Source organism: Arthrobacter sp. D2-10 (assembly GCF_054161285.1).
Genome location: NZ_CP096431.1, coordinates 2,038,033 through 2,061,162, shown reverse-complemented (window position 1 = coordinate 2,061,162; position 23,130 = coordinate 2,038,033). Strand labels below are relative to the sequence as shown.

The window sequence follows — 23,130 nt, the reverse complement described above, 5'->3', positions numbered from 1 at the left end:
GAGTGAGTTTGGGGCGGGGCTTCGTTTCGGGCTAAGATGGTTCGTCGGTCATATGTTCTACAGGAGTTTTCATCAAAAGCGATCTCAGTTCGCCCCTGGTCTTCAGTGTCAGGGATCTCGGGCGTAGCCCGGGAACCATGCGGACAGTCGAAGAACATGTGCCCGCACCGAAGGATTTTGGTGTGGCGCTCATCGGCGTTCAGGCAGGTTCCGACATGGAGCTGGACCTGAGGTTCGAAGCTGTACACGAGGGAATCCTGGTATCGGGAACCGTGGACGTCGAAGTATCCGGCGAATGCGGTCGATGCCTTGATCCACTCAACTACGGCAGCAGCGTCGATGTGCAGGAACTCTTCTACTACGACGCCCCTGAGTTGGCGGAGGATGAAGAGGAGGATGTGCAGCGCGTGGTTGAGAACGATTCGATCGATCTCGAGCCTGTGCTGCGGGATGCGGTAGTGACTTCACTGCCGTTCCAGCCGGTTTGCCGGGAGGACTGCCAGGGTTTGTGTGCCGAGTGCGGCGCACGTCTGGAAGAGGACCCCGGACACCAGCACGAGATCCTCGACCCCCGCTGGGCTGCTCTGACAGGGTTGGCCGGCGCAGCCGCCGGCCCTGAGGCAGCGGAACCAGAAGTTAAGACAGAGTCAGACAAGAGAGAAGAGAGTTAGTCGTGGCTGTTCCCAAGCGGAAAATGTCCCGCTCGAATACGCGTGCACGCCGGTCCCAGTGGAAGGCTGTTGCTCCCAAGCTGGTGAAGACGGTAGAGAACGGTCGCGTCACCTACAGCCTTGCCCACCAGGCGAAGGTTGTCACCGACTCCGCAGGCACCGAGCTGTTCCTTGAGTACAAGGGCCGCAAGGTAGCCGACGTCTAGATGCTGACGGCACCGCCCTGCGGTGCTGCCTGCAACGATCGCGAAAGCGTCGACCGCGTGGAGAATTCCGAAGATCTTTTGAGGCGTCTCGGTGTCAGTATTGACACCGAGACGCTTCGTCTTGCCCTGACACATCGCTCCTACGCCTATGAACAGGGCGGCATTCCGACGAACGAGCGACTCGAATTCCTGGGAGACGCCGTCCTCGGTCTGTCCGTGACGGACGCTCTGTATCGGGACAATCCGGACCTGTCGGAGGGTGAACTCGCCAAGCGGCGTTCCGCCGTCGTGAGCACCCGCGCCCTCGCCGAGATTGCCCGCGGACTCGACCTTGGAAAACACATCCTCCTGGGACAGGGGGAGAAACTGACCAATGGCTGGGACAAATCGTCCATCCTCGCCGACACCATGGAGGCCATTATCGGGGCCACCTACCTGAGCAGCGGCATGGAAACTGCTCGCTGCCTGGTCATGCGGATCATCGGCCCCGTGCTGCAGGATGCTGCTGCCCTCGGAGCCGGGACGGACTGGAAGACCAGCATTCAGGAGATCGCAGCCGCGCAGCGCATGGGAGTGATCGATTACCAGGTCACCGGCTTCGGTCCTGACCACGACCGCCGTTTTGAGGCGATCCTGATCATTGGAGGATCCGCCTACGGTTCAGGATCCGGAAGGTCCAAGAAGGAAGCCGAGCAGGAGGCTGCAGCAGCCTCCTGGAAGCTGCTGCAGGCGGCGGGCGCCGACGCTCAGGCGGGCGTGGATCAACGCCAGTCCACGTGACCCCAGGCCTGCGCCATGCCTGAACTTCCTGAGGTGGAGGTAGTCCGCCGTGGGCTCGCGCGGTGGGTGCGCGGACGCCGTATCGAAGCGGTCGACGTTCTGGATCCACGTTCTATCCGCCGCCACGCAATGGGAACCGAAGACTTCATCGGCAACCTCGTGGGTGCCTCAATCTCGGATGCCGTCCGCCGCGGAAAATTTCTCTGGCTGCCGCTCACCGGCCCGGATGATGGCGCAGCCCTCCCTGACATCGCCGACGACGCCGAATCGGACGCAGCATTGTCGAGTGGCTTGCTTGCCAGCGGGCAACGGCACGGCGGATCCGCCGTTGCGTTGATGGCTCACCTGGGTATGAGCGGCCAGCTGCTGGTCGAGGATTCCCACCAGCCCGACGAGAAACACCTGAAAGTACGCCTCACGCTTTCGTCCACTGGCGGAGCCGATCCGCTGCCGGAAGAACTCCGCTTTGTCGACCAGCGAATCTTCGGGGTTCTCTTTGTCACCAGCATGGTGACGACGCCGGATGGTTTTCCCGGCGGACTGGGGGAGGACCCGGCGCCGTTGGTGCCTGTTGAGGCAGCACATATCGCCAGGGACCCGCTGGACCCGGCTTTTTCCTTCGATTCCTTCTTCGGCAAACTGCGCGCCAGGCGTACCGGGCTGAAACGCGCGCTCCTTGACCAGACACTTATCTCCGGTGTGGGCAACATCTATGCCGACGAATCGCTCTGGGCCGCAAAGCTTCATTATGCGCGAGCTACGGATACCCTTCGCCGGGCGGAGGCGTCACGGTTGCTTGAGGCGTGCCGGAGCGTCATGAGTCGGGCATTGGATGCGGGGGGAACCAGCTTTGATTCCCTGTACGTCAACGTGAATGGAGCATCCGGTTACTTCGCGCGCTCGCTCAACGCGTATGGCCGGGAGGGTGAGCCCTGCCGAAGGTGTTCTGCGAGCGGCCTGGAGTCGCGAATACGGCGGGAAACGTTCATGAATCGCTCCTCCTACACGTGCCCCCGGTGTCAGCCCAGGCCGCGCAACGGGCGCTGGTGAGCGTCACAGGACGTGACAAAAGTAAGTAAGCTGACTAGATTCGAAACCTGGGTATCCGACACGTCAGGAGAATCGCAATGAAGAACAAGTTGGTATTTGCGGCAGGCATGGCGGCAGGCTACGTCATGGGTGCGCGGGCCGGTCGCGCGAGCTACGAGCAGATCAAGGTCAAAGCGAATGAGCTTTGGAAGAGCCCGAAGGTCCAGGACAAGGTCTCTCAGGCATCCGAGACGGTAAAGGCGAAGGCTCCGGAGGTGCAGGCGCAGGCTGAGCAGGTGTTGAAGAAGGCGCAGTCCGCAATGCATCGCGGCAACGATCAGGACGCTCCCAAGAGCCCCACCGACGAATACAAGATCTGACGCTAGGGCCCTGTAGGGCACGCGGGAATGGCCTCTCTGTGATCGAAACGTGACAATTCAACCAAAGGAATGTAACGTTATGGATACGCCGGGTTCAAAAGCCCGGCTTCCTTCTGGTGGATTTGCCTAATCCTGCCGCCGCTGGAAGGTCCGTTCGCTACACATCGCGGCAGGAGCGGGGGAACCAGATAGTGGGCTTCTTCAGAAGTCCTAGGGGTGAAGACGAATCGGCCTAAGGCTGATTGTCCGGGTGGCTCCCATCCGAATCCGACAGCTAACTCCGCAGGCATTGGGAGAGGCAATTTCCGTGTCCAAAAACCGTCATATCGCGCGCCACCGTGCAACTTCGCCCAGCACCATGCAGCTTGTGTCCAAGGCCGTCAGCGCTCACGCTGGCACCGTTGGCCGGCCTGCGGCCGTTGTTGTAGCAGCTTCCGGAATTCTCTTCGGAGCTGCACTCCCGGCAAGCGCGGGAACCACCACCACTACTACTTCGGCTGCAGTCCAGGCGCCTGAGGTCAGCGTTCAGGCGGCGTCCGCCCCCGTAGCGCCGGCTCCTGCTGCACCGGCCCCCGCCGCTGCGGCTCCGACCCACACGGTCAAGTCCGGCGACACCCTCGGCTCGATCGCTGCCAGCTATGGTGTCAGCCTGGACGCCGTGTTCGCTGCGAACGGCCTCGGCTGGGATTCGATCATCTACCCGGGCCAGGTCATCAGCCTGTCCGGTAGTGCTGCTGCGGCTCCGGCCCCTGCTGCGGCTCCGGCTCCTGCTGCTGCTCCTGCACCGCAGGTTCAGGCTGCTCCGGCTCCCGCCCCGGCTCCTGCTCCGGCTCCTGCTGAGAGCAGCACGATGAACATCACCACCGCATCCTCGACCAAAATTCAGGTTGCAGAAGGCTCGGGCAGCGCCACCGGCGCAAGCATCCTCGCTTCGGCTCGGGCCCAGCTCGCGGCCGGTCTGATCCAGGACTGCACCGTCCTGCTGGAGCGCGCACTGGGAACCGGCGACCTCGGCCCGGCACAGTTCGCCGCCTACGGCACCCCTGTCAGCACCCCGGCACCAGGTGACATTGTCATCAGCGCCGGACACGTGGCCGTCTACGCCGGCAACGGCCAGGTCATCAGCAGCGGCATGAACGGTGCAAACCTCACCATGCAGCACCCGCTGAGCGATCTGGGCGCAGTGTCCTTCTACCGCGCGTAGCAGGCACCTGCGGCCACTGTGGCTCGCACCGCATAGCTGTTCAACATAAAAGGGAGAACCGGGAATCCGGTTCTCCCTTTTGTTTCCCACGTGTATTTCCGCCGTTCTGCCATCTGCCAGCATTGCCGTTCGGCTCGCCTGTGCCGTTGAGCGAGGCGGGATCCTCACGGTGGGACGAGGATCAGATGGCAACACCGTAGTGGTCAGCCAGCCGTGCAAAGCCCTCGTCGAGGCTTACCTCAGGGGTCCAGTCCAGAAGCTTCCGGGTCTGGCGCTGGTCAAACCAGTGCGCCGTCGACAGTTGCTCGGCCAGGAAACGGGTCATCGGCGGTTCACCGTCGGCGTTGGATCCGCGCCAGAACGTCTCGACGGCGCTTCCGGCAAGTCGGCCAACCCAACTCGGGACAGACATCCTCGGTCCAGGAACTCCGCCTGCCGCGCACATGCGGGCAAGGAGTTCGCCGATGGGGCGTGGTTCACCGTTCGTGACCACCAAAGCCAGGCCCCGCACATGATCGATCCGGTGCAGAGCGGCCGCAATGGCGGACGCCGCATTGTCCACATAGGTTGTGTCGACGAGTGCTGTTCCGCCGGCGAGGAGCGGAAGCCTGCCGGCACGGGCGCGGCTCAGGACGCGCTCCACCAATTGAGTATCTCCCGGTCCCCACACGATGTGAGGGCGGATGGCAGTGACCGACATGCGATCGTCATTCGCGCCAAGGGCAAGGATCTCCGACTCAGCCTTGGTCCGGGCATAGGATCCCCTTGCTTGCCGGGGATCTGCCGGTCCGGCCGCAGCACCGACCAGTGGCTTTCCGATGTGCGCAACCGAGGGCGAGGATACGTGCACGAACCGACCGATCCCTGCTGTCCGGGCAGCCCTGAGAAGATCAGCTGTGCCGGTGACATTGACGCGGTGGAACTCCGCCGGATCGCCGGTGAATGAAACCTTAGCCGCGAGGTGAACGACCGCGTCCATGTCCGCCACAGCGGTCTCAAGCGTCCTTCGGTCGGTTAGCTGACCGGTCACATCCTCCGCGCCCAGTACGCCCGAAGATCGGCGCTGCAGGGTCCGGACGGTATGTCCGTTCTGCACCAGTAGGGAGGCGACCGCTCCACCCAGCATTCCGCTTGCACCGGTCACCAGGACCTTCACGGTCTTTTCCTTCCGCGTCCCTCGAGCGCCGCGGCAGCCCATTCGGCCACCGCAGAACGGTCGATCTTCGCGTTGTGCCGGATATCAGTGGGCAGTGCGGACACCGTCAGTACGGCAGCCAGTTGCTCACTGCCGACCGCTTGCCTGACGGCGCTGGCCATGGTTGTCGGTGCGAGGCTGATTGCTCCTGCACCGTGGGCGGGCTCCACAACGGCAACCACAGCCTGTGTGCCGGCCGGACCTATTCCAACCACGGCCGCCTGACGAACGTCGTCGAGTCGCTCGATTGCCTGCTCCGGCCCTACGGGCGTCAGGATGCCATCGGCGGATGTGATCAGGTGTGTGAGCCGTCCTTCTACCCACAGCCGCTCCTGAGCGTCGAGGTGTCCGACGTCGCCGGTGCGGTGCCAGCCGGCAGTCCGGGAGGATTCACGTTCAGTCAACCATAACCGGAAATAGCGGTCCTTGACGTGGGGAGCGCGGACGAGGATTTCTCCCGTCACGCCCGGCTCAGCTGTGGGTTCACCCGACGCAACGCCGTCGCGGTCAAGCGCACTGATGCGGATCTCCGCTCCCGGAACGGGCGCCCCGACGCATACTCCGTTGCGGGCACCCGAACACCTCGAGGCTGCTGACTCCCGGATCTGGCCCAAATCGATGTCAGTCACCGGCAGTGCTTCGGTCATGCCGTATGGCGTGTGCAGGACAGCGTTGGGAACAAGGGGCTGTAGATGCTCCAGAAGAGTGACGGGAACGGGGGCCCCGGCAGAGAGAAGCACCTCTATCCGCTCGAGCGCCGCCTTCCCGCGGTCCGAGACGTCGGCGGCTGTAGCCAGAACGTTGCGAAGTGCAGCCGGGGAGGCAAAGACCGTGGTGGCGTCGATGGCGGCTGCAGCATCGGAAAGTGCCCGCGCTGTCAGTGTCCGTGGCGCGGTGACGTCCATATCAGGAGTTACCGACGCCGCACCAAGGGCCGGACCGAGGAGCGCGAAGGGAGCGAAGCCGGCGACCAGTGCACTGCCCGGTGCCAACTGCAGGGTGGCGGCAAGCGTGTCCCGCATGGCCGACAACTGGCGATGCGTGTACACAACGCCTTTCGCCGGCCCTGTTGAACCGGACGTAAAGAGAATCGCGGCGTCGGAGTCAGCGTCGGGATCGGCGCCGTCGTAGGCATTCCCCTCCGACAGGAGATCCTCCAGGCGGTACCTCACCTCCAGCAGTCGCCCCCGCAGGGGGGAGACTGCGCCGGCGCTGATGCGGACACCCGGCCACCCGAAAAGGCGCGCTGCCGCCAGCGCACGTTCGATACCGATCAGGAAGTTCGGGACTGTGCCGCGTACAGCCCGGCTCAGCCCCTTCGGTCCCAGCCCAGCGTCGGCAACCACGATGACGGCGCCGAGTTTGAGACAGGCGTAGATCAGGACGGTCAGGTCAATGCCCGGTGGGACCATCAGGCTCACTCTGCTGCCTGCCGTCACCCCTATCCGGTTCAGAGCCGCAGCGAGGCGGCTGACCCGGGAATCCAGTTCCTGCCAGGAGAGTGAGGCGGCCACGGAACCGTCCTGTCCCATGTCAGCTATGGCGAGCGTCTGCGCTGCGGGACCGCGGCTCCTCTCGCGGATCTGATGCCAGAGCGGTGTGGTTGCCCCGGGAGCCTCGCTCTCGTCGTCGTCCGAGGAGGCACGCACATTTAACCAATCGAAGATCGGCGCGGCGATGTCCCGGTCTTCGGCGACCAGATGGCTCGCGCCTTCGAAGCGGTGCACGTCAGCGTGGGGGAGCCGGCGGATGAGGTCATCAAGATAGGTGTCGGAGAAAATCGGGTCACGCGGCCCCCACAGCATCAGTACGGGTACGTCCAGGGTGCGTATGCTCTCCGCGATCCTCGTCAGTTCGGCATGGGACGGGTGCCCGGGACCGACGGGGATGTCGGCGACGAACTGTTCGATGCCTCGGCGTCGGTCCGCGGTACGGTACGGAGCACGGTAGGCGGCCCGTACGTCGCCGGCAAGTCTCGGCCGCGCCAGGGCGAGGGTCGTGTCGAGGAACGCCGTCGTCGTCGACGTCCCCAGGCGGTGGATTGCTCCGTTGAGCGCCAGTCTCAGCGGAGCGGGTATGGGGGAGCCCGGATCCTGGTGGATGGCAGTATTCGTGAGAATGACCGCGAGGAGGTCGGAGCGGTTCCGCTCGGCGAAACCGAGGCTGACTACTCCGCCCCAATCGTGTCCGACGGTGACCAGCGGGCCCCGGACCCCGGCGGCTGCCACGAAATCATCAAGGTCGGTAATGCGATCAGCGAGCTGCCGTTTCCGGCCGGTCCTGTCGGAGAAACCCATCTCAAGTTGATCGACGGCGACCACGCGCCAACCATGTCGGGCCCCTGCGGCCAATACGCTTCGCCAGAGGTAGGACCAGGTGGGGTTGCCGTGGACACACAGCAGTGTTCCGCGGACCTCCCCGGCTATGGACGGGAGGTTGTCGAGATAGTGCCAGCGGTTGACGGTTCCCTGGGGATCCACGCCGGCAGTTGACGGCACGTCGAGATAGGCCGACCACGCTGGGTCGACGCCGGGAAGTTCTACCACTCAATCTCCAGCATCGCGGTGTTGAGTCCAGAACCCACGCCCATGCACAGCACCCGGTCGCCGGCGGTGAGGGTCTGGGCTTCGGCAGCCAGGGTCATGGGCAGCGACGCCGGCCCCACGTTTCCCCAGCGGGGGAAGGTCTGTGGGACTTTGGCGGGATCCAGATTGACGGCCTCGATGATCGCCTTGGTGTGCGTGGTGCTCACCTGATGGGTGACGTAGCGGTCCATATCCGCCCAATTCCAGTCCTGCTGAGCCTCTGTCCAGGCATCGACCACCAACTCCAGGCCTCCGTCGAGAAGTCCCTGGGCATCCGTATACATGCCGTCGATGCCCCCGACGCAGAGTTCGTGGTGTTCGGTTCCGGCACGGGCAACGCCGCCCAGGACGCGGTGGGATCCGGGGTGGGCGTCCGCCGGCCCGAGAATTGCGGCCGCTGCCCCGGAGCCCAGCGTCAGCGTTGCGAACTCCTGCATGAAGCTTTCCCTGGTTGCCCCCGGCTCGTTAAGTCTGCGCAGGGTTGCTTCCTGGGTGGCCTGTGCGTCTTCGCCGTTCACCACCATCGCGTACTGGATCTGACCTGCCTCGATCATGTTCGCCGCCAACGTCATCCCGTTGACGAAGCCGAGGCACGCGTTCGCAACGTCGAAATTCATCGCTGAGGAGGGAAGTCCAAGTCCGTTGTGGATCTTCACCGCGACGGAAGGCTCGAGATTGGTCCTCGAGACCGACGTGTTGATCAGCAGCCCAATCTGAGAGGCTTCGATCCCCGAAGACGCAAGCGCTTTGGCGCCGGCTTCAATGGCACCGTCCTCGAACCCTGTTCCGGCCGCCCACCAGCGCCGTTCCGTGATTCCGGCGACGCGCTGCAGGAGGCCCTTGGAGAGCCGCAGGCGTTTTAGGGCTGGCGACAGGATGCGATCGAATTCTGCTGAGGTAATGATGACCGGTGCCTCAACACTTTCCACCCCGAGGAGCGCGGTGTTGTGATGTCGGAAGTTGGAATTACCGGTCAAATTTCCTGCCTTGTGTCCGTCTACCCCTTACGGGGCGATCCGCTGGTCCGCTGTTCGCTGCACCGGAACCGATAGCGCTTTGCCGGCAGTGGATGCCAATCTGAAGATGATAAGCATACTTCGGTTACTAACGATCCTGAGGAAAGCCTAGTTCCTCCCGCAGATAACGGCACCTTGGCACGACGACGGAAGGGTTGGGTATGCCTGTGCATATGCAGCTGAAACCGGCGCGAACACAGTAGATTGTGGGGTAACAACCCTGATCGGAGAACCCGAGACCCGTGCACCTGAAAAGTCTTACCGTTCGAGGCTTCAAGTCTTTTGCCTCTGCAACGACATTCGACTTTGAACCCGGAGTAACCGCCGTCGTCGGTCCCAATGGGTCCGGCAAGTCCAATGTCGTCGATGCCCTCGCCTGGGTGATGGGTGAGCAGGGGGCCAAGACGCTCCGCGGCGGGAAGATGGAGGACGTGATCTTCGCCGGAACGTCCGGCAGGCCGCCGTTGGGCCGGGCCCAGGTCTCGCTGACAATTGACAACGCGGACGGCGCATTGCCGATCGAGTATTCGGAAGTGACTATCTCGCGCACCCTGTTCCGTGCAGGCGGCTCCGAGTACGCAATCAATGGAAGCAATTGCCGCCTCCTCGACATTCAGGAACTTCTCTCCGACTCCGGGCTTGGGCGTGAGATGCACGTCATCGTCGGGCAGGGCCAGCTCGACCGGGTTCTGCACGCAACCCCCGAGGACCGGCGCGGGTTCATCGAGGAAGCCGCCGGGATCCTCAAGCATCGTCGGCGCAAGGAGAAGACTGTCCGCAAACTTGAGGCGATGCAGGCGAACCTCACACGGCTCACAGACCTCACGGGCGAGCTCCGCAGGCAACTGACGCCGCTCGGCAAACAGGCCGACATTGCACGCCGCGCCCAGCAGGTGCAGTTCGAGGCGCGGGATGCACGCGCCCGCCTGCTCGCCGACGATCTGGTTCAGCTCACCACTTCGTTCGAGCAGGAGATCGCCGATGAGACCGCGCTGAAGCAACGTCGGGCGGAGGTGGAGGCGCTCCTTGAAGCAGGGCGGGCCAGGCAGGCCGAGCTCGAACGTCTCGCGGCGGAGGCGACCCCACGGCTCAACGCCGCGCGTGATGCCTGGTACCGCCTCTCATCCACCCGGGAGCGCTTCCGCTCCCTGGGCAGCCTGGCGGAGGAACGCCGTCGTCTGCTGGGTTCGGTGGATACAGCAGCGGATACAGGCCGTGATCCAGACGAGCTCGACCGGCAGGCGAAGCTTGTCCGGGCGGAGCAGGCTGAACTGGAAGAGCGCATCGTTGAACGGCATGACACGCTCGAGGATGCCCTGGAGCAGCGCGCAGAAGCCGAGGACGCGGCCGCCGCCGAGGAACAGCGGCTCGCGTCCCTCCTGCGTGCAGCCGCGGACCGGCGCGAGGGCCTGGCCAGGCTTTCCGGCCAGGTGGGGGCGGCGCGGTCGCGGGTCGAAGCGGCAGAAGCCGAGCTCGGGCGGCTCCGCGACTCTGTGGTCGAGGTCGCCGAACGCCGTCGCCGTGCACAGAGTGAGTTCACCGCCCTCGAATCGCAGGTGGCAGGTGCGGAGGAAGGCGAAGAAGGACTCGACGCTGAGTATGAGGAAGCGGGCGCTGCGCTCGAAGCCATTCTCGAATCGTTGGAGGAGCTGCGGGAGCAGGAACGGGCGGCCGAACGCGAACGGGATGCCCTGCAGGCCCGCATCGAGGCTCTGCGGTTGGGCCTGGAACGCAAGGACGGATCCAACTCGCTGCTCGACGCCGGTTCAACCGGGGTATTGGGACCGGTAGCCGAGCTCCTGACGGTTGCGCCGGGCTTCGAGACCGCCATAGCGGCTGCGCTCGGCCCGCTCGCCGAAGGAGTCGCTGTCGATTCGCTGGAGGCTGCCGGCGCCGCCCTCCGTACCCTGAAGGACGACGACGCCGGACGGGTCGGGCTGATGGTGGCCGGGTCCGCTGCCGGGACAAAGGACCTGCCTGCCCTGCCCGACGGCGCGCGTGCGGCCTCCTCCCTCGTCACCACCCAGGACGCACTGGAGGGCGCGGTTCGAACGCTGCTCGCCGGCGTCGTCGTCGTCGCTTCGCTCGCTGACGCGGCAGAGCTGGTGCGCGCGCATCCCCAGCTGACCGCCGTGACGCGTGAGGGTGACATCTACACAGCCGTGTCAGTGCGCGGCGGTACCGCCGCGGCGCCCGGAACCCTCGAAGTACAGGCCGCCGTCGACGAGGCTACCGACGCCCTCCGGGCTGCCACCGAACGGCACGAGCGCGCGCGCTTCGGGATCTCCGCAGCCACAGCGCAACGCCAGGCCGCCCAGGAGCGGGCGGACGCTGCCTTGGAGCGGCTGCACGAATCTGATGCCCGGCTTGCGGCCGTGGCGGAGAAACTGGGCCAACTCGGCTCGATCCTGCGCTCCGCCTCGGGGGAGACAGAGCGGTTGACCCGCCTGGCGGAAGCGGCCGAAAACAATCTCGCCGCTGAGCAGGAACGTTTGGCGGACATCACTCATCGGCTTGTGCAGGCGCAGGAAGCTCCCGCGGAGTCGGAACCTGACACTCAGACACGCGACATGCTGGCGCTCGCCGCCACCCATGCCCGGCAGGCCGAGATGGAAGCCAGGCTCGCTCTGCGCAGCGCCGAGGAACAGCTGAGGGCAACCACGAGCCGGGCCGAATCACTTGAGCACGCTGCGCAGACGGAACGTGCCGCGCGTGCGCAGGCTGCCGAGCGGGCGAGGATCCGCCGGCTGCAGGGCGCGAAGGCGGCAGCGGTAGGGCAGGCAGTCCGGCAGGTGCTCGCCTTCCTCGACGTCTCGGTCGACCGTGCAGCCCAAGCCCGGGACGCCGCCGAGGAGGTACGTGCAGCCTGGGAGAGCGAGCTGGCGACTGTCCGTGGCGGAAACGAGGCTCTCACGGCCGAGCTTGCGGAGTTGACGGACTCGGTGCATCGGGATGAACTGGCCCGCGCACAGCAGAAACTGAGGATCGAGGCCCTGGAGAACCGGTCCATCGAGGAGCTCGGATTGACCGCTGACCATCTGGTCGCCGAGTACGGCCCGGACCAGCCTGTACCGACCGCCGCCACATCTTCCGACAAGTGGGCGGAGCTCCGCGTGGCAGTCGACGACGACGGCAACCCCGTGCGTGAGGGCGTTCCGTTCGTGCGTCAGGAGCAGGAGAAACGCCTCAAACGGGCCGAACGTGACCTGTCGGCACTGGGAAAGGTGAATCCGCTCGCGCTCGAGGAATTTGCGGCACTGGAGGAAAGGCACCAGTTCCTCAGCACTCAGCTCGAAGACCTCAAGGCGACCCGTAAGGATCTCCTCGACATCATCCGCGAGGTGGATGAGCGTGTGGAGCAGGTCTTCAACGCGGCTTACCGGGACACCGCGGAGCAGTTTGAGCGGGTGTTCGGGCGATTGTTCCCGGGCGGCGAGGGCCGGCTGGTGCTGACCGAGCCTGACGACATGCTGAACACCGGCATCGAGGTTGAGGCACGACCCGCGGGCAAGAAGATCAAGCGGCTCTCACTGCTCTCCGGCGGCGAAAGGTCACTGACCGCCGTCGCGCTCCTGGTGGCGATCTTCAAGGCGAGGCCGTCACCGTTCTACGTGATGGACGAGGTTGAGGCAGCCCTGGACGATACGAATCTGGGCCGGCTCATCACCATCTTCGAGGAACTGCGCGAGTCCAGCCAGCTGATCGTCATCACCCACCAGAAGCGAACCATGGAGGTCGCCGATGCGCTGTATGGGGTAACCATGCGTGGCGACGGCGTGTCGACCGTGATCAGTCAGCGGCTGGTGGACGCCTGACCGACTTCACTGGGTCAGCAAGGGTCTCGCGGGCCATCGTCCACATCAGGATGGCTGCCAGGGCGGTCACACCGGTCAGCCCGAAGGCCCAGCCGTAGGAGAACGTGTCGACGAGGAGCCCGGCGAGGATCGGCCCGAAGATGGCTCCCGTGTCAGTGCTCATCTGGAACGTGGCAAGGACCTTGCCGCCGCTGCGGTCATTGCCGACGACGTCGGCCACTGCCGCCTGCTGGGCAGGATTCAGGATGCCTGCTCCGACGCCTGCGATGACCGAGACGACAAGGAAGGTCACGACGTCGCTGGTCAGTCCCAGGCACGCCATCGCGGCACCGTTGACTGCCAGTCCTGTCAGCACGAGCGGCTTCCGGCCCAGTGAGTCGGCGAGGCGTCCCGACACGGTAAGGGCCAGGGCAGTCCCGCCGGCGAAAAAGGCCAGCGATATGCCCGCCACCTCCGGACCGGCGCCCAGCACTGCAGCGGCGAACAGGGGAACCAGCGCCATACGGACGCCGAACGATGCCCAGCCGTTGGCGAAACCTGAGACCAGCGCCGCGCGGTAGGCAGAGTCCTGCATCGCTTCCCGAACGGTCAGCACAGGTTGGGAGGCGGCACCCTTCCGGTGACTCAGCGCCGTGTCCTTGAGCTGGAAGAAGACGACGGCGGCGGCCACCAGCAGTGCCCCGGCATACGCAAGAAACGGCACACGCAATCCGAATCCGGCCAGCAGGCCGCCGAGAAACGGACCCGCGATACTTCCGAGCAGGAACGCCGATGCGTAGGCGCCGGTGACCCGCCCGCGCATCCCCGCCGGGGCGAGCCGCACGATCAGTCCCATCGCCGAGATGGTGAACATGGTGGAGCCGATGCCGCCCAGGCCCCGGAAGATCAGAAGCTGCCAGTAGTCCGCCGCGAATGCGCACGCGGCAGTCGACAGCGCGACGATCAGCAGCCCGGCAACATACACAGGACGCTCGCCAAGGCGCTCGACGAACTTGCCGCCGGCAGGTGCGAACACCAGCCGGGTGAACGCGAACGCACTCACGATCACCGCTGCGGCTGCCGCCTCCACACCGAAGCTCTGCGCGAACTGGGGGAGCACCGGCGCCACCAGTCCGAAGCCGATCGCGATGACGAACGCCGCGGCGATCAGAACCTTGATCTCGCGCGGAAGGCGGAGCCGTGCCTCCGGGCTGGAACCCGTCTGAGCACGTCGGGGAAAGTTTCGAAAAGCAACCACGATTCACGATTCTCCCAGCTTCCGCATGACCTTCGGGCCAGGCAGCCGTGTGAGAAGCTTGGGAGCGTGAATGAGATCCTCCCGATAATTATTTACATACTCGTTGCCCTGGGCGTGCTCGGGTCGCTCGCGGCCCTCCTGGTGCGGTCACGCCGCACCCCGCCGGGCACCTACACCACCACACGTGACGCCGACGACGACGGCGGCATTACCTCGCGCGGGGTAGGCACTGACACCCTCGAAAGGCCAACCGGCCGCGATACGATGCCCGACGTCGTCGTACCCGATGACCTGCGGGATCTCGAGGAAGCCCCCACCGGTGTCGAGACCATACCGGTTGAAACGCCGGATCCGGTGCAGGGCCGGCTTGCGCGTCTGCGCGCCCGCCTCGCCAAGTCGAACAACGCACTGGGCAAGGGCCTGCTGGCCCTCCTGTCGCGCGACCGTATCGATGAAGACGTGTGGGACGAGATCGAGGAGACGCTCCTCCTGGCCGATCTCGGCACCGCACCGACCGGGGAACTCGTGGACGCGCTCCGCGCACGGGTGAAAATTGCCGGAAGCCGGACTCCCGAAGAGGTCAAGGAGATGCTCCGGGAGGAGCTGGTCAAGCTCGTCGACCCCGGCATGGACCGTTCGCTGGCCACGGACCGCCACCTGGACCGGCCCGCAATCGTCATGGTCGTCGGCGTCAACGGCGTGGGCAAGACCACCACGGTAGGCAAGCTCGCCCGCGTTCTCGTGGCCGAGGACAAGGACGTGCTCCTGGGAGCGGCGGATACCTTCCGTGCCGCCGCTGCGGAGCAGCTCGCCACCTGGGGGCAACGCGTCGGCGTACCCACCGTGAAGTCAGACGTCGATGGTGCTGATCCCGCCTCCGTTGCCTTCGAGGCCGTGAAGGCAGGAATCGAGGGTGAGGTCGACGTCGTCATGATCGACACTGCGGGCCGTCTACAGAATAAGGTCGGCCTGATGGATGAACTCGGCAAGGTCAAGCGGGTCATCGAGAAGCAAGGCACCGTCGATGAGGTGCTGCTCGTCCTTGACGCCACGACGGGTCAGAACGGGCTGAACCAAGCGAAGGTCTTCGCTGAAGTCGTGAACATCACGGGAATCGTGCTGACCAAGCTGGACGGCACGGCCAAGGGCGGCATCGTCGTCGCCATCCAGCGTTCACTCGGGGTACCGGTGAAGCTCATCGGACTCGGTGAAGGGGCCGATGACCTTGCACCCTTCGACGCGGAAGACTTCGTTGACGCGCTGCTGAACTGACAGCGCCGAGTCGAAGGTGAACCCGTAGTCACCGCCACGCCCCGCAAAGGAAGCAACCTACAGCGGGGCGTTCGGTTTTAACAGGGGCCTCCGGCATTTATCGGGTTGCGAAACACGACTGAAATCCGCCGGATATGCATTCTTTACGTCAGTGAACTCGCCGTAACGTCCCGGCAACACAATTCCCAAGGCGACGAAACACGCCGTTGCGAGACTTTTTCCCAGCGGGAAGTGCCCGCCACTCGCGAGAGGACGTAAAAGATGGATCTGACAGCAGGTCACGTCTGGGTCATGGTTTCCGCCGCCCTGGTATTGCTCATGACCCCCGGACTGGCATTCTTCTATGGGGGCATGACCCGCGCCAAGGCAGCCCTGAACATGATGATGATGAGCTTCATCGCTGTTGGCCTGGTGGGCATCGTGTGGGTGCTCTGGGGTTACTCGATGACCGGCGGCGACGGCGTCGCCCAGCTCTTCGGCAACCCATTCGCCTCATTCGGGCTTGAGGGTCTCATCGGAACCGAAGACATGATCGGCGCTGGCTACGGGGTGACCTTCGCGATCATCACGGTTGCCCTGATCAGCGGTGCCATCGCGGACCGAGCCAAATTCGGCGCCTGGTCACTGTTCGTGCCGATCTGGGTGACGGCCGTGTACTGCCCGCTGGCCTTCATGGTCTGGGGCGGCGGACTGCTCAGCGCAGAAGGAGCCATCGGTAGCGCAGTCGGCGAAGCCATTGACTTCGCGGGCGGCACCGTCGTCCACATCAGTGCGGGCGTTGCGGCCCTGGTTCTTGCGATCATCCTCGGCAAGCGTCAGGGCTTCGGCAAGGATCCGGCACATCGTCCCCACAACGTCCCGCTTGTCATGCTGGGCGCTGCGCTGCTCTGGTTCGGGTGGTTCGGTTTCAATGGCGGCGCCGCCGGCACTGCTGAAGAAGCCGGCCTGATCTGGGTGAACACCATGGCGGCTCCTGCTGCAGCGATGGTTGGCTGGCTCGTCACCGAACGCTTCCGCGACGGACGTCCCACTTCCCTCGGTGCCGCCTCCGGTATCGTCGCTGGTCTGGTCGCGATCACTCCGGCCTGTGCAAGCGTCAGCCCGATCGGTGCCATCGGCCTCGGACTGGTTTCCGGAGCCGTGTGCGCCCTGGCCGTGAGCCTGAAGTACAAGCTTGGCTTCGATGACTCGCTCGACGTGGTGGCTGTTCACCTCGTGGCTGGCACGCTGGGAACGGTAGCCATCGGCTTCATCGCCCTGCCCGTCGACGGTGAGGGCGGCGGTCTCTTCTACGGCGGCGGCGCCGGCCAGCTCGTGGCCCAGGTGGTCTCCGTGCTCGTGGCAGTCACCCTCTCCGCGGTGATGACGGCCCTGATCGGCCTCGCGATCCACAAGACCATCGGTTTCCGCGTCACCCCCGACAACGAGGTATCCGGTGTTGACCTGTCCGAGCACGCAGAAACTGCCTACGAATTCGGCGGGCTGGGAGTCGGAGGCCAGTTCCAACCATTCCACCAGTCCGCCCAGGCACCCGCAGCCGAAACGGCACAGCAGAAGGTGAACTCATGAAGCTCGTTACAGCCATTGTTCGTCCCGACAAGCTGGACAACGTCAGGGGAGCCCTCGAGAACTACGGGGTTCAAGGACTCACCGTCAGCCAGGCGAGCGGTTACGGTCGCCAGCGTGGACACACTGAGGTCTACCGGGGCGCCGAATACACAGTCGATCTCCTCCAGAAAGCCAGGGTCGAGGTTCTGGTGGCGGACGCGGCGGTCACCGACATCGTCGATGTGCTCGTCTCCACTGCCAACACGGGCCGTGCAGGTGACGGCAAGGTGTGGGTTCTTCCCGTCGAGGACGCCGTCCGTGTACGGACGGGTGAGCGCGGGGACGCGGCGCTCTAAGGCTATGAACTCAGGAACGGGCCACGTGGTTTACACGTGGCCCGTCCTTCGTTTTGACCATTGACCCCGTTTGACCATTTACTGTCTGACGATTGACGACATCACCAGTTCGACGGTCCCGCCGATCCGGCCGCGTACTCGTCCATTGGCACGTCGTTCCGTTTCCATGCTTCCAGCACGGGCTCCACAATGCGCCAGCAATCTTCCGCAGTGTCACCGCGAACAGACAGGGTGGGGTCTCCCGACAAAACGCCGTCAAGAACTTCGCCGTAGGGGAGGAGTTCCGAGGCATTCAGCTCCGCCTGCAACGTTGCGCGATCCAGACAAAACACGTCACCGGGACCATTCACATCGATGTCCAGCGCAAGGGTGTCCGGCCCGAACCCGATCCGCAACCGGGTAGGCGAGTCGACGCCGGTGAAGCCCTCGGGGAGATGGTTCACCGGTTTGAAGGTGATCACTGCCTCCTTGCGCGTTCGGCCAAGCGACTTCCCGGACCGCAACCGGAAGGGCACGCCCGCCCACCGCTCGTTATTAATCGAGACGACAATTTCAGCCAGAGTTTCAGTTCCCCGCGAAGGATCAACCCCGTTCTCATCCACATAGTTGGGTACCGCCTTGCCGTCGATGGTCCCCGCGCTGTACCGGGCACGTCGGGTACTGGTGCTGAAGTCGGGGTGTACCGAACTGGCCCGCAGCACGGTCCCAATGTGATCGCGAAGGTCTCTCTCGTGAAGGGTCGATGGCGCGTTCATGGCGATAAGGGCCATGACCTGCAGCAGGTGGCTCTGAATCATGTCCTTCAAGGCACCGGCGCCGTCGTAATAGCGCGCACGGTTCTCGAGCGTGAGCTTCTCGTCGAAGATGATGTCCACAGAATCGACGTGCAGGCTGTTCCACACCGGTTCCAGCAGCCGGTTCGCGAAACGCAGCCCAAGAATGTTGAGGACGGTCGCCTTGCCCAGGAAATGGTCGACGCGGTGAATGTGGTCCTCCGGTACCAGCCGGCTGAGGATGGTGTTCAGCCGTGCTGCAGATTCCCGGTCCGTGCCGAATGGCTTCTCGAGGACGAGCCGCGAGCCGTTGGGCAGGTCGCCGGGCTCCAACGCCGCGCACGCCTTTTCGCTGACCGCCGGCGGCAGCGCGAAGTAGATGGCGACCGGCCCTTCGAGCCCTGCAAGCAGCTCAGCCAGCGCGCCCTGTGCCGTTACGTCCACTTGGTGATAGGTGCTGGCGGCGCAGATCCGGCGCAGGGCGCCGCCGTCGTCCTGTGCACCGGAGACGGGTGTCGCGGCAGCGAACGAGGTTGCCAGGCGAGACTGCCAATCCTCGGCTGTCCACGGATCGGAACCAGCTCCCACCAGCGTAATTTCCCCCGCTTTGCCGTGCCTGATCAACCGGGCAAGACCCGGCAGCAGCAACCTGCCGGTCAGATCGCCGGAGGCACCGAGAATCAACAGCGTACGGATTGCCTGTCCCCGGAACTGGTGCCCGGATGCCTGTTCATCAATCGCATGAGTAGTCACCCCTACACCCTGCCACTGTCAGGGGGCGGCTGTCTGCTGCCCTCCGGGGGTGAAGCCAGTTGATACCCTAGATAGTTGAATCCACTCCGCTCGAGGAAAGCAGTTCACGCACCGTGTTCAATTCACTCTCAGACCGGTTGACAGCGACCTTCAAGAACCTTCGCGGCAAGGGCCGCCTGTCGGAGGCCGACGTCGACGCAACCGTTCGCGAGATCCGTCGAGCGCTGCTCGACGCAGACGTCGCCGTGCCTGTGGTGCGTGCATTTGCGGCGCAGGTCAAGGAACGCGCCCTCGGGCTCGAGGTATCACAGGCGCTGAACCCGGGGCAGCAGGTTGTCAAGATCGTCAACGAGGAGCTTGTCGGTATCCTCGGCGGCGAGACCCGGCGGCTCCGGCTCGCCAAGAACCCGCCGACCGTCATCATGCTCGCCGGCCTGCAGGGAGCGGGCAAGACCACGCTTGCCGGCAAGCTGGCCAAGTGGCTGAAGGGCCAGGGCCACAGCCCGCTGCTGGTGGCATGTGACCTGCAGCGCCCGAACGCCGTCAAGCAGCTCGAGGTTAACGGACAGCGAGCGGGCGTTCCCGTGTTCGCTCCCCATCCTGGCGTCAGCTCCGAGTTCGAGGCTGCCACCGGTGATCCGGTAGCGGTCGCCCGGCAGGGTGTCGCTGAGGCCCGCGCCAAGCTTCACGACGTCGTCATTGTGGATACTGCAGGCCGTCTGGGTATCGACGCTGAGCTGATGCAGCAGGCGTCCGACATCCGTGACGCCGTGAACCCCGACGAAGTGCTCTTCGTCATTGACGCAATGATCGGCCAGGACGCAGTGAACACTGCGCAGGCTTTCAATGAAGGCGTCAACTTCACCGGCGTGGTGCTGACGAAGCTCGACGGCGACGCCCGCGGTGGCGCGGCGCTCTCCGTTGCGTCTGTGACGGGCAAGCCGGTCATGTTCGCCTCCACCGGTGAGGCTCTGACGGACTTCGAGGTTTTCCACCCGGATCGCATGGCATCGCGGATCCTCGACATGGGCGACATCCTCACCCTGATTGAGCAGGCCGAACAGGCGTGGGACAAGGACGAGGCAGCCCGGATGGCGAAGAAGTTCGCCGACCAGGAAGACTTCACGCTCGATGACTTCCTTGCCCAGATGCAGCAAATCCGCAACATGGGCTCGATGAAAAAGATGCTCATGATGATGCCCGGCGCTGCGAACATGCGGCAGCAGCTGGAGAACTTCGACGAGCGGGAAATCGACCGTGTGGAAGCGATTGTGCGGTCCATGACGCCCCATGAGCGCGTTGCCCCCAAGATCATCAACGGCTCCCGCCGCGCCCGTATCGCACGCGGCTCAGGTGTCCACGTCTCCGAGGTGAACGGGCTGCTCGAGCGGTTCGGGCAAGCACAGAAAATGATGCGCAAGATGGCCGCTGGTGGTGGCATCCCCGGAATGCCGGGAATGCCTGGTCCGGGCGGCTTCAACGGCGGCGCCCGGAAGGGCAAGGCCACTGCGAAGGGGAAGAAGAAGCCCCGCTCGGGCAACCCCGCCAAGGCTGCGCAGGAGGCCGCTGCCGCCGAGGCCCGCCGGAATGCCCCACGAGCATCGGTCCCAACAGGTGCCGCGTTCGGTCAGCAGAACGACTTCGACCCCTCCTCGCTCAACCTCCCGAAGGGTTTCGAAAAGTTCCTCGGAAAATAGGCTGGTCCGGCCGCCGCTACTGGGATGACTCGATGTCAGAGGCGGCGGCTAGGTTGAAGTCATGAAAAGCGATCGCGTCGTGTTTGTGCATGGCGCAGGAACCTTCGGGGCGGCGGCATGGCCGCGGCAGCATGGAATGGCTCTGGAGTTTGACTGCCTGTTTGTCCGCCGGCATGGATTTGATCCGGTCGCGGCTCCGCTGGCAACGGACTTCCTCGCGGATCAGCGCATCCTCGAGGAAGCACTGGGGCGCGGCGGCCACCTCGTCGCAGCGTCGCAAGGTGCTGTTTCCGCCATGATGCTGGCCGTTGAGCGCCCTCACCTGGTGAAATCACTTGTCCTTGCGGAGCCGGCGTGTCTATCCCTCACCGAGGAACTGCCGGCAACGAAGGCGCACCGCGCCCGGGTGGAACCGCTCTTCGCACTGGCTGCTGAGCTCTCCGATGAAGAATTCAACCGCGAGTTCGCCCGGGCAGTTTCTGCATCGGAGCCGCCGCCCCTGCACACCGCCGAGGACCGCCATCGCGCGCACCGCCTGCGGCTGCAGGCTCCCACCTGGACGGCGCCGCTCACCATCGTTCCCGGTGTCCCGACCCTCGTCCTGACCGGTGGTTGGGAACCGCTCTATGAGGAAGTAGCTGACTACCTCGCCGGAACCGGGGCAGTACACCGGGTCGTCGGAGGCGGGCACCGTCCGCAGGACACGGAAGAGGGCAACGGTCTCATCCGTGAGTTCATCCGGAACCATGCCCAGCCGGGGTTTGAAAGCGGCACCTGACTCCTTGACCCGGGGAGCCGGCAGGAATAACTTTAACTTTCAAGTAGTTGGAACAGGTGACCCCGATACTTGGAGGACAACATGACTGCACCGGACCTGCTTCCCGCGGATACTGCAATGGGCACCGTGATGCTCAGGGTCGGAAACCTTGAACGCATGGCCAATTACTATCGGAGCGCGCTTGGCTTGGTCGACGTCGAGGAGTCCGACGGCGGAATCTACCTCGGACGCGGAAACGAGCGCCTGATTCATCTGGCCCCAGCAGCCGGTCTGAGGCTTCCAGAACCCACCGAAGCCGGGCTCTTCCATACCGCACTGTTGTTCGGTGACCGCGCCGATCTCGCGGCTACCGTGGCTTCCGCAGCACAGGCTGCACAGTCGGCGGAAGGTCGGTACGTGGGAAGTGCGGACCACCTGGTGAGTGAAGCTTTTTATTTCTCCGACCCGGAGGGCAACGGGATCGAGCTGTACTTCGACAAGCCCCGGGACACCTGGAACTGGACCGAGAGCAATGGCCGGCGCACCGTCGTCATGGACAATGTGCCTCTGCCGCCACGGCAGTATCTCGAGAATAATCTCACCGAAGCGTCGGTTGCCGGTCAGCAGCAGGCGTCGGCCGACGTCGGCCATATCCATCTACAGGTAGGGGATGTCCAGACTGCCGAAGAGTTCTACGTCGGCACGCTCGGATTCGAGCGGACCGCCGGGTGGCACGGGCAGGCGCTGTTCGTCTCCGCGGGCGGATATCACCACCACATGGCCATGAACGTGTGGAACAGCCGTGGAGCCGGTCCGCGAAAGGACACCCTTGGACTCGGGGAAGTGCTCATTCAGGTGCCTCTCGCCGACGAGGTCGGGGCGCTGGCCGACCGTCTCAAAAGTGCGGGCATCGCACACCACCACACCGGCCAGGAACTGCGCTTCGAGGACCCCTGGCGGAACAAGTTGAGGGTAGCACTGCGGTAAAGACGGGCCAAGTCGCTTGTTGGGTCGAACTTCTGGCACAATAGTGCGGTACCCAATCTGCGCAGCCCCTCTCTCTGCGTGCATTGTGTCCTCTGAACTCCCCAATGTATGGCCCGCCCCACGGGTGCAGAAACCGGAGTTCGCCCTTTTGATCAACAAGGAGTGACCACACAAGTGGCCGTAAAGATTCGCCTTAAGCGCTTCGGTAAGATGCGCGCACCGTACTACCGTATTGTCGTCATGGACTCACGCGCCAAGCGCGATGGCCGTGCCATCGAGGAAATCGGCAAGTACCACCCCACCGAGGAGCCCTCGTTCATCGAGGTCAAGTCCGAGCGCGCGCAGTACTGGCTCGGCGTTGGTGCACAGCCCACTGAGCAGGTTGCCGCGATCCTCAAGATCACCGGTGACTGGCAGAAGTTCAAGGGCATCGAGGGCCAGGAAGGCACCTTGAAGACCAAGGCTCCCAAGGAGGCCTTCACGGCTCCTGAAAAGGGCTCGGTCATCGTTCCTGAAGCCATCACCCCGAAGAGCAAGAAGGCTGACGAGCCCGAGGCTGAAGCTACCGAGGCTGAGTAAGTTGCTTGCTGAAGCGCTGGAGCACCTCGTCCGCGGCATCGTGGACAGTCCTGATGATGTACGGGTTTCCTCGAAATCGAACCGTCGCGGTGAGACTCTTGAGGTGCGCGTCCACCAGGAGGACCTTGGTCGTGTAATCGGCCGGCAGGGCCGCACAGCACGCGCTCTGCGCACCGTCATTTCCGCTCTGGCGGATGGCGAACCGGTGCGGGTCGATGTCGTGGATACCGACCGCCGCCGCTGATCAGCAGCACTCATGCCTGAAGTCCGGCCCCATCACGCAAGTGTTG

The 23,130-nt window shown here is 64.4% G+C and carries 20 protein-coding genes and 1 riboswitch; of the genes, 15 read left to right on the top strand and 5 right to left on the bottom strand.

From position 1 onward, the window contains the following. Positions 1-137 precede the first annotated feature (137 nt). The 6 genes from M1D74_RS09600 to M1D74_RS09575 all read left to right on the top strand — a co-directional run bounded on the left by M1D74_RS09600 (position 138) and on the right by M1D74_RS09575 (position 4,270). Positions 138-671, top strand: a complete 534-nt coding sequence (locus tag M1D74_RS09600; RefSeq protein WP_458115174.1) for a YceD family protein — start codon at positions 138-140, stop codon at positions 669-671. 2 nt (positions 672-673) lie between these two features. Continuing rightward, positions 674-877 carry a 50S ribosomal protein L32 gene (gene rpmF, locus M1D74_RS09595; RefSeq protein ID WP_056548281.1) on the top strand — a complete coding sequence of 68 codons (204 nt, stop codon included), beginning with the start codon at positions 674-676 and terminating at the stop codon, positions 875-877. Between the two features lie 57 nt (positions 878-934). After that, positions 935-1,657 carry a ribonuclease III gene (gene rnc / locus M1D74_RS09590; protein ID WP_309071887.1) on the top strand — a complete coding sequence of 241 codons (723 nt, stop codon included), beginning with the start codon at positions 935-937 and terminating at the stop codon, positions 1,655-1,657. Between the two features lie 15 nt (positions 1,658-1,672). Then, positions 1,673-2,707, top strand: coding sequence for a bifunctional DNA-formamidopyrimidine glycosylase/DNA-(apurinic or apyrimidinic site) lyase (gene mutM, locus M1D74_RS09585; RefSeq protein ID WP_458115173.1), 1,035 nt, complete (start codon positions 1,673-1,675; stop codon positions 2,705-2,707). A gap of 77 nt (positions 2,708-2,784) precedes the next feature. Then, positions 2,785-3,066, top strand: coding sequence for a YtxH domain-containing protein (locus M1D74_RS09580; RefSeq protein WP_458115172.1), 282 nt, complete (start codon positions 2,785-2,787; stop codon positions 3,064-3,066). Positions 3,067-3,211: 145 nt separating this feature from the next. Then, positions 3,212-3,369: riboswitch (cyclic di-AMP (ydaO/yuaA leader) on the top strand. Positions 3,370-3,373: 4 nt separating this feature from the next. Continuing rightward, positions 3,374-4,270, top strand: a complete 897-nt coding sequence (locus tag M1D74_RS09575) for a LysM peptidoglycan-binding domain-containing protein (protein WP_458115171.1) — start codon at positions 3,374-3,376, stop codon at positions 4,268-4,270. 181 nt (positions 4,271-4,451) lie between these two features. Here M1D74_RS09575 and M1D74_RS09570 read toward each other — a convergent pair whose 3' ends face one another. From M1D74_RS09570 to M1D74_RS09560, 3 genes are read right to left on the bottom strand one after another with little or no spacing between them, the layout of a single operon-like run. Beyond that, positions 4,452-5,426, bottom strand: coding sequence for an NAD-dependent epimerase/dehydratase family protein (locus tag M1D74_RS09570; protein ID WP_458115170.1), 975 nt, complete (start codon positions 5,424-5,426; stop codon positions 4,452-4,454). Then, positions 5,423-8,011 carry an alpha/beta fold hydrolase gene (locus M1D74_RS09565; RefSeq protein WP_458115169.1) on the bottom strand — a complete coding sequence of 863 codons (2,589 nt, stop codon included), beginning with the start codon at positions 8,009-8,011 and terminating at the stop codon, positions 5,423-5,425. Before M1D74_RS09565 ends, M1D74_RS09570 begins: the two co-directional genes overlap by 4 nt. Next, the gene (locus tag M1D74_RS09560) at positions 8,005-9,027 is read right to left on the bottom strand and encodes a 3-oxoacyl-ACP synthase III (RefSeq protein ID WP_309123893.1); all 1,023 of its coding nucleotides are present in this window, start codon (positions 9,025-9,027) and stop codon (positions 8,005-8,007) included. Before M1D74_RS09560 ends, M1D74_RS09565 begins: the two co-directional genes overlap by 7 nt. A 281-nt stretch (positions 9,028-9,308) precedes the next feature. On the opposite strand from M1D74_RS09560, the gene smc reads away from it, so the two are divergent. Further along, positions 9,309-12,881 carry a chromosome segregation protein SMC gene (gene smc / locus M1D74_RS09555; protein ID WP_458115168.1) on the top strand — a complete coding sequence of 1,191 codons (3,573 nt, stop codon included), beginning with the start codon at positions 9,309-9,311 and terminating at the stop codon, positions 12,879-12,881. Here the strand turns inward: smc and M1D74_RS09550 are convergent. After that, positions 12,856-14,118, bottom strand: coding sequence for an MFS transporter (locus tag M1D74_RS09550; protein ID WP_375164398.1), 1,263 nt, complete (start codon positions 14,116-14,118; stop codon positions 12,856-12,858). The genes smc and M1D74_RS09550 overlap by 26 nt on opposite strands. A 66-nt stretch (positions 14,119-14,184) precedes the next feature. Here M1D74_RS09550 and ftsY point away from each other — a divergent pair, with 66 nt between their 5' ends. The 3 genes from ftsY (at position 14,185) to M1D74_RS09535 (ending at position 17,294) form a co-directional block, all read left to right on the top strand. After that, complete coding sequence (gene ftsY, locus M1D74_RS09545) at positions 14,185-15,390, top strand: signal recognition particle-docking protein FtsY (RefSeq protein ID WP_309123895.1); 1,206 nt, start codon at positions 14,185-14,187, stop codon at positions 15,388-15,390. Positions 15,391-15,651: 261 nt separating this feature from the next. Then, complete coding sequence (locus M1D74_RS09540; protein ID WP_309071954.1) at positions 15,652-16,959, top strand: ammonium transporter; 1,308 nt, start codon at positions 15,652-15,654, stop codon at positions 16,957-16,959. Beyond that, positions 16,956-17,294, top strand: coding sequence for a P-II family nitrogen regulator (locus M1D74_RS09535; protein WP_309071953.1), 339 nt, complete (start codon positions 16,956-16,958; stop codon positions 17,292-17,294). The genes M1D74_RS09540 and M1D74_RS09535 overlap by 4 nt, the downstream gene beginning before the upstream one ends. Before the next feature lie 101 nt (positions 17,295-17,395). Here the strand turns inward: M1D74_RS09535 and M1D74_RS09530 are convergent, their stop codons facing one another. After that, the gene (locus M1D74_RS09530) at positions 17,396-18,820 is read right to left on the bottom strand and encodes a glucose-6-phosphate dehydrogenase (RefSeq protein WP_458115167.1); all 1,425 of its coding nucleotides are present in this window, start codon (positions 18,818-18,820) and stop codon (positions 17,396-17,398) included. A 113-nt stretch (positions 18,821-18,933) separates the two neighbouring features. Between M1D74_RS09530 and ffh the strand changes: the two genes are divergently transcribed. The 5 genes from ffh (at position 18,934) to M1D74_RS09505 (ending at position 23,084) form a co-directional block, all read left to right on the top strand. Further along, the gene (ffh, locus tag M1D74_RS09525; RefSeq protein ID WP_309071759.1) at positions 18,934-20,517 is read left to right on the top strand and encodes a signal recognition particle protein; all 1,584 of its coding nucleotides are present in this window, start codon (positions 18,934-18,936) and stop codon (positions 20,515-20,517) included. Between the two features lie 61 nt (positions 20,518-20,578). Then, on the top strand, positions 20,579-21,295 hold the full coding sequence (locus tag M1D74_RS09520; protein ID WP_458115166.1) for an alpha/beta fold hydrolase: 717 nt from the start codon (positions 20,579-20,581) through the stop codon (positions 21,293-21,295). Positions 21,296-21,376: 81 nt separating this feature from the next. Beyond that, a complete protein-coding gene (locus M1D74_RS09515) occupies positions 21,377-22,261 on the top strand; it encodes a VOC family protein (RefSeq protein ID WP_458115165.1) in 885 nt (294 codons plus the stop codon). A gap of 174 nt (positions 22,262-22,435) precedes the next feature. Continuing rightward, on the top strand, positions 22,436-22,840 hold the full coding sequence (rpsP, locus tag M1D74_RS09510; protein ID WP_309071756.1) for a 30S ribosomal protein S16: 405 nt from the start codon (positions 22,436-22,438) through the stop codon (positions 22,838-22,840). Between the two features lies 1 nt (position 22,841). Then, positions 22,842-23,084, top strand: coding sequence for an RNA-binding protein (locus M1D74_RS09505; RefSeq protein WP_309071755.1), 243 nt, complete (start codon positions 22,842-22,844; stop codon positions 23,082-23,084). The last annotated feature ends 46 nt before the right edge of the window (positions 23,085-23,130 follow it).

Coding starts and splice junctions, on each gene's coding strand:
- M1D74_RS09520 (WP_458115166.1), top strand. CDS start 20,579: ATGAAAAGCGATCGCGTCGTGTTTGTGCATGGCGCAGGAACCTTCGGG.
- M1D74_RS09535 (WP_309071953.1), top strand. CDS start 16,956: ATGAAGCTCGTTACAGCCATTGTTCGTCCCGACAAGCTGGACAACGTC.
- M1D74_RS09540 (WP_309071954.1), top strand. CDS start 15,652: ATGGATCTGACAGCAGGTCACGTCTGGGTCATGGTTTCCGCCGCCCTG.
- M1D74_RS09580 (WP_458115172.1), top strand. CDS start 2,785: ATGAAGAACAAGTTGGTATTTGCGGCAGGCATGGCGGCAGGCTACGTC.
- M1D74_RS09515 (WP_458115165.1), top strand. CDS start 21,377: ATGACTGCACCGGACCTGCTTCCCGCGGATACTGCAATGGGCACCGTG.
- mutM (WP_458115173.1), top strand. CDS start 1,673: ATGCCTGAACTTCCTGAGGTGGAGGTAGTCCGCCGTGGGCTCGCGCGG.
- M1D74_RS09600 (WP_458115174.1), top strand. CDS start 138: ATGCGGACAGTCGAAGAACATGTGCCCGCACCGAAGGATTTTGGTGTG.